The organism is Streptomyces sp. NPDC047453 (assembly GCF_040643155.1).
In the GTDB taxonomy this organism is placed as follows: domain Bacteria; phylum Actinomycetota; class Actinomycetes; order Streptomycetales; family Streptomycetaceae; genus Streptomyces.
This window is the reverse complement of record NZ_JBEYTS010000145.1, coordinates 1-7,443: the sequence shown is the minus strand read 5'-3', so window position 1 is coordinate 7,443 and position 7,443 is coordinate 1. Positions and strand designations below refer to the sequence as shown.

Annotated in this window: 7 protein-coding genes and 4 pseudogenes; 5 read left to right on the top strand and 6 right to left on the bottom strand. The window is 69.3% G+C overall.

The features are described 5' to 3' along the window. Positions 1-91: 91 nt before the first annotated feature. Positions 92-454: pseudogene (locus tag ABZ818_RS42060) on the top strand (transposase); the annotation flags it as partial. Positions 455-727: 273 nt separating this feature from the next. Here the strand turns inward: ABZ818_RS42060 and ABZ818_RS42055 are convergent. After that, positions 728-1,120 carry a hypothetical protein gene (locus ABZ818_RS42055; protein WP_361427420.1) on the bottom strand — a complete coding sequence of 131 codons (393 nt, stop codon included), beginning with the start codon at positions 1,118-1,120 and terminating at the stop codon, positions 728-730. A 189-nt stretch (positions 1,121-1,309) separates the two neighbouring features. Beyond that, positions 1,310-1,786 (bottom strand): Hsp20/alpha crystallin family protein, encoded by a 477-nt coding sequence (locus tag ABZ818_RS42050; protein ID WP_361427417.1) that lies wholly within the window; start codon positions 1,784-1,786, stop codon positions 1,310-1,312. A 340-nt stretch (positions 1,787-2,126) separates the two neighbouring features. On the opposite strand from ABZ818_RS42050, the gene ABZ818_RS42045 reads away from it, so the two are divergent. From ABZ818_RS42045 to ABZ818_RS42030, 4 genes and pseudogenes are all read left to right on the top strand, one after another. Beyond that, positions 2,127-2,435 (top strand): hypothetical protein, encoded by a 309-nt coding sequence (locus tag ABZ818_RS42045; RefSeq protein WP_361427414.1) that lies wholly within the window; start codon positions 2,127-2,129, stop codon positions 2,433-2,435. 349 nt (positions 2,436-2,784) lie between these two features. Beyond that, positions 2,785-2,871, top strand: a pseudogene (locus ABZ818_RS42040) (IS630 family transposase); the annotation flags it as partial. A gap of 13 nt (positions 2,872-2,884) precedes the next feature. Beyond that, a complete protein-coding gene (locus ABZ818_RS42035) occupies positions 2,885-3,250 on the top strand; it encodes a transposase (RefSeq protein WP_361427411.1) in 366 nt (121 codons plus the stop codon). Positions 3,251-3,317: 67 nt separating this feature from the next. Then, a pseudogene (locus ABZ818_RS42030) lies at positions 3,318-3,821 on the top strand (ISAzo13 family transposase); the annotation flags it as partial. A gap of 10 nt (positions 3,822-3,831) precedes the next feature. Here the strand turns inward: ABZ818_RS42030 and ABZ818_RS42025 are convergent. The 4 genes and pseudogenes from ABZ818_RS42025 to ABZ818_RS42010 form a co-directional block, all read right to left on the bottom strand. Next, positions 3,832-4,839 (bottom strand): histidine kinase, encoded by a 1,008-nt coding sequence (locus ABZ818_RS42025; protein ID WP_361427408.1) that lies wholly within the window; start codon positions 4,837-4,839, stop codon positions 3,832-3,834. After that, a complete protein-coding gene (locus ABZ818_RS42020) occupies positions 4,836-5,972 on the bottom strand; it encodes a DUF418 domain-containing protein (RefSeq protein ID WP_361427405.1) in 1,137 nt (378 codons plus the stop codon). Before ABZ818_RS42020 ends, ABZ818_RS42025 begins: the two co-directional genes overlap by 4 nt. Positions 5,973-6,088: 116 nt before the next feature. After that, a complete protein-coding gene (locus ABZ818_RS42015) occupies positions 6,089-6,742 on the bottom strand; it encodes a response regulator transcription factor (RefSeq protein ID WP_361427402.1) in 654 nt (217 codons plus the stop codon). 377 nt (positions 6,743-7,119) lie between these two features. After that, a pseudogene (locus ABZ818_RS42010) lies at positions 7,120-7,332 on the bottom strand (hypothetical protein); the annotation flags it as partial. Positions 7,333-7,443 lie beyond the last annotated feature (111 nt).

Sequence of the window (7,443 nt, the reverse complement as noted above, 5' to 3'; positions counted from 1 at the left end):
GGATACGATCTAGACACTCGCATCCTCGCAGGTCAGCGGCACCTTTCTGCTGTCAGGGCGTCAGCCCGACCAATTCCGCTGAATAACCGGGGTTGACGCTGACACCCGGCTGGTGGTCGTGGTCGGCCGGCCGCTGCCGGGGAACCGAAACGACTGCCGGGCCTGGGCCGAGTCCGGCGCCAAGGCCGCCGTCGGGAACACCACCACGATCGCCGACGGCGGCTATCCGGGCACCGGCCTGGTCACCCCGCACCGCCGCCGCAAGGGCAAGGAACTCCCGGCATGGAAGCAGGCCCACAACAAGAGCCACAAGCAGGTGAGAGCCCGCGTCGAGCACGCCTTCGCCCGCATGAAGACCTGGAAGATCCTGCGCGATTGCCGCCTACGCGGTGACGGCGTCCACCACGCGATATCCGGCATCGCCCACATGCACAACCTCATGCTCGCCGAGTAGGCGCCCGGTCGTCGCGACGGCAGGACGACCCCGACCGCGAGAACGATCATTTACGGGACATCCCTTAGGAAGAAATCTACTGCTCCTGGATGGTTTGTTCAGAAAGTTCCCCTGTCGATCTTCGGTGCGGGGCTGCATCCAAGCCGTGCCAGGGATCGGGACTCCACAGACGCCGTCGGCATTCCGGGGGACCGTACGATCACGCAGCGGCTTGGCACGATCGCGCGTGCCCCGTCCTGGCGCGGGTGCAGGGCAGTGACCCCGACGACCGTCTTACGCCATGGTGTCGGTTTCCTTGGTGACCGCGGTGTGCACGTCGTGGATGAGGTGCTGCTGTGCCTCGGTGAGACCGCGCAGGATCGGTTGCCCGCTGTCTGGGGAGGCCTGGGTGCCGCAGATGGTCAGGTTGCCGAAGATGTACTGGGCCGGGCCGCCCAGGGCGGTCACGAGTGCGGTGGCGATGTGGTTGGGCGGGTACGTGCTGGCCATGTAGGAGACGTCGCCGACGTGACCGTGCAGGCCGTTGCCGCCCCATGAGGCGTGCTGAATGGTGAAGGAGGCCGGCCTTCCGTGATGGGGGTCGGTGTCCCGGTGCATCTGCTCCGGAATGCCGTCGCGGAACTCCAGTCGGCCGTCGGAACGGATCAGTGCATAGATACCGGACATGGTGTGGCCCTCTGCGTTCGCAGCATGGCATCCCGCGTCCAGGTGTGAGCGGGTCTGTGCGGTTTGGGGCCAAGGGGGTCCGGTCGGCCCTATCGCGGGCAGGTACCGCGGAGGTTGCCTGGGTTCGGGATGGTTCTCTCCCGGGTGGTGGGGACAGGTACCCCTCCCCACCACCCTTTCGTGCCGCCTTTAGGTTTGGGTGATCTCGATGTGGCGCGGCTTGGCCGCCTGGGTCTTGGGCATGGTGACGGTCAGCACCCCGTCGGTCAGCGTTGCCGTGATCTCTTCGGCTTCGACGTCGGCCGGCAGCAGGGCCCGGTACTCGAAGCGGCCGGTGCGCCGGGTGCTGCGGCGCAGGACGCCTTCGCGTTCGCACTGCTTGCACTCCCCGGTGATGCACAGGTCCCGGTCGCCGATCTCGACGTCGATGTCCTCGCGCTCGATCCCGGGCAGTTCCGCCTCGACCACGTAGGCCTCGTCCGTTTCGTGCAGGTCGGCCAGGGGCGACCAGGCCCCGACGGCGGGTGCCGTGCTGGCGGCCTGCAGGAACCGGTTCATCCGCTCGAAGAGGTCGTCGAACTCGGCGGCCATCGGCTCCCCCCAGCTCAGGGCCGGGAACGGGCGTTCCAGGAGCCGGCCGGGCCGGTGGTGCACGGGCAGGGTCATCGCGGCTCACCTCCGCGAAACGACGACATTCGGGTTCATTTCCATGCTGAGCGCCCCCGTATCGCCTCGCGAATCGGGCAGCCTGCAGTCATGCCCCACACCCCCGTCGCAGACTTCGCGCCTCAGCACTTGGTCTACCTGGTCACCGGTGAGCACGCGAGCGAGCTGCCCAGCGACGGGCCTTCGGCCTGACACAGGACAAGGCTCAGCCTCCCTCCGGCAGCCGCACCTGCGCACGGGTGCGGCCGCCACCGCCTTGGATTCCCGCCTCCCTCGGATGGACCACAGCCGTGGTGCCTGATCAACGGGGCAGTCGTTGTGTCCCGGCAGGAGGTCAGGCATGGGTCACTGGGTGTACGTGTTCTCGGGTTGCCCCGACACGGGGGACTTCCAGCAGGTCGCAGATGATCAGGAGCCGGGCGATGTGGTATTTCGTGACCGCCCGGGCGGCCTCGGCATCGTGGACGGGTTCGTGCAGGAGAGTGTCGACGACTTGATGATGGTGGCCCGCTTCCGCTGGGTGGCCAGCGGAGACCCATCCGTGGTGGCGCCGGCGGTGCTGCAGGCATCCGGACTTCCGCCCCTCACGCGGCGGGGTTCACGGCCAGTGAGAGCAGGCAGCGAGCCGGACGTCAGCGATTTTGCTTGAGGGACTCCCCGAGCCCGCATTCGCGGCTGTCGAGTGCCGCTAGGACAGCGGGAGTGGGAGCCATCGTTTCGGCAACGAGGACGGCAGCCATTTGGTGTGCGGGATGCCGTCTTTGGTGTAAATGAGCATGCGGCAGCTCATGCGCGAAGCCGGCGATCCGAACGCCGATGCGCCCCAGCCATAGCCGCCCATCGGCATCACACCGAAGCTACTGTGAGGCCCTGCAGCCAGCGCCTTGGTCCTCAGCCACCGGAGCATCGATAGCAATGCAGACGCTGGGGGCTTCCCCGGAGGTGGGCGGCGCCGTCCATCGTCGTGAACAACAGCTCGGTGCCGGCAGCCGAAGCGCCTGCGTTGGCGCAGCAGGAACGCCCGCCATCCCGACGTGCTGGCCGCCCAGCGCAAGGAGCGCGCCCGCATCCGCAGCGAGAAGGGGGCCTCCCCCGCCGATGGCGATGAAGGACTACTCGGACGAGTTCAAGGCCGATGCCGTGGCCCTGTACGAGTCCACGCCCGGGGCGACATACAAGAGCATCGCCGCTGACCTGGGCATCAACAGGAACACCCTGCGCAACTGGGTGCTGCGCGACCGTCGGCGCCGCGGCGCCGCGGCGTCTGACCCGGCCGCCCCGCCGGCCGGCGGAAAGGCGGTGGCCGGGGCCGGGCAGGAGGCTTCGGCCACCGATCCGGACGAGCGGATCAGGCAGCTCGAGGCACGCGTGCGGGAACTCGAGGCCAGCGAACGCAAGCTCGCGACCGAGCGGGACATTCTCCGCAAGGCGGCCAAGTATTTCGCAGGAGAGACGAACTGGTGAGGAGCCGTAAGGAAACTACTGCTGGTTTTAGCCCAACTTTGCTGCGTGACATGGTAGATGGGCTGCCGTGGCGATACCGGAAGAGACCCTGACGGTCCTCGATGCGAAGTTCGCTGCGGTGCTGCCGCACCTGGACGAGCGGCAGCGCTGCCTGTATCTGGCCTCCGAGGCCGAAGCTCTGGGGCATGGCGGCATCGCGACCGTGGCCCGGCTGGCCGAGGTCTCAGAATCGACCATCGCGCGCGGGCGGGACGAGCTCGCCGCCGGGGCCGAGGTGCTTGGGAGGGTGCGACGGCCTGGCGGCGGACGCAGGCCGGCGGCCGAACGCGACCCGGGCCTGCGACCGGTGCTCGAGGCGCTGATCGAGCCTCGGGAGGTCGGCGACCCGGTCTCCCCACTGCGCTGGACCACCGCCTCGCTGCGGGACCTGGCCCGCGAGCTGACGGAGGCCGGCCACCCAGTCAGCGCCCCGGTTGTCGCAGGCCTGCTGCATGCGATGGGCTTCAGCCTGCAAGGCATGGCCAAGACGAGGGCCGGCAGCCACGTGCCCGACCGCGACGCCCAGTTCCGTCAGCATCAGCTCAGACCGAGACGGTGATGATGACGCGCGTCGGGCCGCCGGCCGGACTGTCGACGTCGAGCTGGCCGTCGAGGGTCGCCAGCCGTTGGACGATGCCGTGCAAGCCGCGGCCGGGTGCGACAACGGCGCCGCCGACGCCGTTGTCGGCCACCTCGACCCGCAGCGTCTGCGGGCCGGTCACGTAGGTCACCGAAGCCGCGGTCGCCTGGCTGTGTTTGACGGTGTTGGCCAGGCATTCGGCGATGGCGAAGTACCCGGCCGTCTGGACCGCCGCAGGGATGTCGGGCGACGGGTCGCCGGTGATGGTGATCGGCAGCGGCAGGTCGAGCGTGAGTGCCCGGACCGCGTCGGCAAGGCCTCGGTCGGCGAGCACCGGTGGCTGGATGCTGTGCATGACGGTACGGAGGTCCTCCAGCGCGCTGCCGGCGGTGGAACGGGCCTCGCCGAGCATCTCAGCCGCGGCGTCCGGGTCGCGGTGGATCAGGTCCTGAGCCATGCCGAGGGTCAGGCCGAGCGACACAAGGCGGGCCTGCGCACCGTCATGCAGGTCGCGTTCGACCCGCTTCAGCTCGGCCACCTGGCTCTCCACCGCACCGCGGCGGGTACGGGTGAGCGTGTCCACCCGTTCGACCAAGGCCCGCTCCCGGTCGTCGGGGTGGCGGCTCACCAGGAACGCGTGCGTGCCCAACACCATGGACAGTGCCAGGAAGGTGAAGATGGGCCAGAACAGTCCACCACCGGAGAGCGCCCAGATCGCCACGTCGTCCGTGGCGATGAGCGCGCAGAGGGCGCCGTCCAGCGCGAGCCAGCGCCGCCGGCCCGGTGGCACGCGCCAAACCCACCGCAGAAGCTGGTCGGCGGCGAGCACGGTGGCCAGGCCGAACCAGACCCACCGCGGCCAGAAGTCTCCGCCACCGGTGCCGGCCCAGAGCAGCCCGGCCGCGGCGGACACCGCCACGGCCAGGCCGATCCGGACTCTGGCAGGCCAGCGCCACGGGGGGACGCTCATGACCGACCGTAGGTCAATCGGCGCAGCAGGAGCTCGGCCGGTCCCCGGTACCGCCGCCTCTCCATGGCCCGTGCGGCCAGCACCGACACCGTCCACACCGCGACCGCGGCCATGACCGCGCGGTACGTGGAACCCCCCAGGTCCAAGGCGAACGGGGCGAAGACGATGGTCCAGGCCACCGACTGGAACAGGTACCCGCTCAGCGACCGCTGGCCCAACGCGGCGACCGCGCCAACGGTCTTCAGCCGGCGTGGGCCGGTGGAGATCTGCATCGCCAGCAATCCGAACAGGGCGATGTAGCCCGGACCACCGAACTCGCCACTGATCGCGTGGAGATAGGCCATGGCATCGAGAGTACCGGGGTCGACCTGGAGCGCACCGGTGGCCACCAGCGCGTACGGCAGGGCGCCGAGCACGGTGACGGCCAGGCAGCCTACCGCGGTGCGGCGCAGCAGGACCTGGTGTGTCGCCGGGTCTTCCAGGATGCGGCGGCGCGCTGCCCATATGCCGAGCCAGACGATGAAGATGAACGGCACCACCGTCGCGGTGTGCGCCGGCCACTCCGCGAGCCGATCCAGGGCGCCCTGTCCGTACGAGGTTGCCGCCAAGGACGGGTTGGGGGTGTTGGTGAGGATCGCGTGACCGCTCTTGGCGTTGACGACCAGCATGGCGGCGAGGACGAGGGTGTAGCCGAGCACGAGCGCCCACAGCCACACGACGAGGCGGTGGAACCGGTCGCCGCGGCGGAGCAGGACCAGCGTGGCGATGATTCCGACGATGCCGTACGCGCCGAGAAAGTCACCGAAATACAACAACGTGGCATGGATGGCACCGAAGACGATGAGGCACGCGTTGCGGCGCAGCAGGATGCGTCGCGGGTCGGCGCCGGCCGCGGCAGCCCGGCGGGCCAGTTGCACCAACCCGTAGCCGAACATCACCGCGAACACCGGGTACGCCCGGCTGTCCACGAACATGACCATGAAGAAGTTGACCACTCGCTGCAGGCCGTGTGGCGTACCGTCGATGCCGGGCTGGCCGGCGAAGGCGAAGTTCGCCGCGTTGGCCAGGGCGATGAACAGCAGCATCGCGCCGCGGGCCAGGTCGGGGGCGAGTGCCCGTTCGGAACGGAGCACCGGTCCCGCAGTGGGAGTCGGGACGCTGGGGCATCTGTTGGTGTGTGTCATGAGCCCAGGCTGGTCCGCGAGCGCGGGGAAGTCCCTGGGCCTGGACTGTGTCTTCGGTGGTGGGCCTAGACCCCCCATCCGTCGAGGTACGCCAGCACGGCGAGGACCCGGCGGTTGTCGTCCTCCGACGGCGGCTGCCCCAGCTTGGCGAAGATGTTGTTGGTGTGCTTGCCGACCGCCTTCTCGGTGATCGCCAGGGCGGTCGCGATGGCAGCGTTCGACCGGCCCTGCGCCATGTGCGCGAGCACCTCCCGCTCACGCGGGGTGAGCCGGTCCAGCGGCAGCGCCCGCCGCCGGCTGTCCAGCAGCCTCGCCACCACCATCGGGTCGAGGGCGGTTCCGCCGGCGGCGACGCGGTGTACCGCCTCGACGAAGTCCCCGACGTCCGACACTCGGTCCTTGAGCAGGTAGCCGATGCCGCCCCGGCCATCCGCGAGCAACTCTCGGGCGTAGAGCCGCTCGACGTACTGCGACAGCACCAGGATGGGGAGTCCGTCGATCTCCTGCCTGGCGCTCAGCGCGGCCCTGATCCCCTCGTCGGTGTGGGTCGGCGGCAGCCGGACGTCCACCACGGCCACGTCCGGGCGGTGCTCCGACAGGGCGCGCACCAGATCCGGCCCGCTGTCCACCGCAGCGACCACGTCGAAGCCGTGCGCGGTCAGCAGCCGGATCAGACCGTCGCGCAGCAACGTCAAGTCCTCAGCGACAACTACCCTCATGACGCCCCATTCTGCGCTGCCTCGGCTGGCGGGATGACCACATCCTTGAGAATCCAGTGATCGCTGAGCCGGTGACCGCCGTAGGGCCGCTGCCGTGGTGGCCGGCGTCACCGCTACCCAACTCCCAGCCGGGCTCAAGCCGTCTCACGAGCCTGTGTGATCACGGCATCATCTTGATCAGTGCCCTCGCCGCTTCGGGCGAGAAGGCGCTGACCGCGATCCGTTCCGCACGTTCCAAAGTCCGCGACGGCATTGCCCTCCGCGTCCAGTCGCAGCACACAGTTCGGGCCGCGACGGCCCTCGCCCTCGACGGCGAGCAGCAGGGGGTCCACGGCAACGATCCGTACCCGCGCGACGGGGCCGTCGACGGGCATCGGCTTCTCCCAGCGCACTGTGCCGTCGGCGGCATCCACTGACCTGACGGTGGCGGTACCCGCCCGCTGCGTAACGAGAACGAGCCGATCCCCTGCGGCCCCGAGCCGAGCCTCGTCCGTTAGGCCGTGCGGCACGGTCCATGCCGATCGGCCCGTGCGCATATCCAGGGCGACGACGCTCGCTCCCGTGGCGACCATCGCTCGTTCCCTGGACAAGGCAACGGTGCCATGCCTGAGCTTGATGTTTAACCTCGGCGGTTCACCTGACCCGCTGATCTTGGTTCGTTCCCGGGACAGCAGGACGGCCGTTCTTCACGCTTCGAGGTG